This is a genomic window from Streptomyces sp. NPDC058459 (genome assembly GCF_042721685.1).
Classification (GTDB): domain Bacteria; phylum Actinomycetota; class Actinomycetes; order Streptomycetales; family Streptomycetaceae; genus Streptomyces.
The window spans coordinates 1-1,096 of the sequence record NZ_JBHXLV010000435.1 but is presented as its reverse complement, the minus strand read 5'-3'; the positions used below and the strand labels follow the sequence as shown (position 1 = coordinate 1,096).

The window sequence follows — 1,096 nt, the reverse complement described above, 5'->3', positions numbered from 1 at the left end:
TCCTTCGCCCGCTTCAATTCGGCGTTCTCTTTGCGGAGTTGCTTCAACTCGTCGCGCTCGGTGGTCGTCGTCCGGTCGTCGCGCTCGCCGTGATCGACTTCGGCCTGGCGGACCCACTGGCGCAGGGCTTCCTTGTGGACGCCGAGATCCTTCGCGACGTGCGCGACGGGCCGGCCTGTGGTGCGGACCTCGCGGATCGCGCGCTCACGCAGTTCGTCGGGGTGCTTCCGTGGTGCTGGCACTGATGTGGTTTTCCTTCGCCAGGACCGTAACCCTGGCATCAGGGACTCCACAAATCTCAGTACAGCTCAAACCTCTCAACCAGCCCTTCTGTTTTAACGCGGAGCACTATGGGTTGGAGGCGCCACCCGCGCCTCGACGTCCCAGCCTCCGGTCTTCCGACGCTCCGCCCACCGGCGGGAGCGCTGCTGGGGTCCGCGCACCTGCCCGGGCGATAGCCCGGGCTCTACAGCCTCCTTCGAGGATGAGCCCCTGGAGGAGCCTGCGGTGGACTGGTCGTAGGTGTCGTCGCTTCCTCAGCGCCGTCGGTCGGCCGCCCGACGCGTCAGTGGTCGAGCAGCCTGATCAGCTCACGGGTCCGTGGGCCTCACTGCTTGCGGATCCGCGATCGGGGTCACGGGCCCGGTCCGGGTAGGAGGCGGTGAACCAGCCGAGGGGGGCAAGATTGACTATGCCTAGCCTCGCGCTTTCACGGGGTGGTGTGTCCGAAGGTTGATCATGAAAGCGGGAAGCGCCTCTGACCTGCAACGATGGGACTTGTCTAGGGTCCTGTCGGCTGCACGGAAAGAAGCACTTCCCAGGTGAATGAAGAGTATCGGGTCCTACGCGGGTGTCCGCGTCGAGGGCGGCGGCCGGACGGTGGTCGCCCAGGCCGGGAGCGTGCCGCTGGTCGAGACGGTACGCAAGACCGGTCTGGACACCGCGATAGCGGCGGCGCTGACGCCGTGGTTCGAGGCGCGGGCGGTACACGATCCGGGCAGGGTCCTGCTGGACGTGGCGCTGGCGGTCGCGTGGGGCGGGGACTGTATGGCCGATGTCGGCATGCTGCGGGCCGAGCCGGCCGTGTTCGGGCCGG

Annotated in this window: 2 protein-coding genes; one reads left to right on the top strand and one right to left on the bottom strand. The window is 67.6% G+C overall.

What is annotated here, in order from left to right; all coding sequences use genetic code 11:
- Nucleotides 1-281 (bottom strand): transposase (locus ACFWN1_RS33415; RefSeq protein WP_384370570.1); only part of this gene is annotated, 281 nt, incomplete at its 3' end.
- 544 nt (nucleotides 282-825) lie between these two features.
- Between ACFWN1_RS33415 and ACFWN1_RS33410 the strand changes: the two genes are divergently transcribed.
- Nucleotides 826-1,096, top strand: a 271-nt coding sequence (locus tag ACFWN1_RS33410) for a transposase (RefSeq protein WP_384370567.1), incomplete at its 3' end; no start/stop codon positions are given.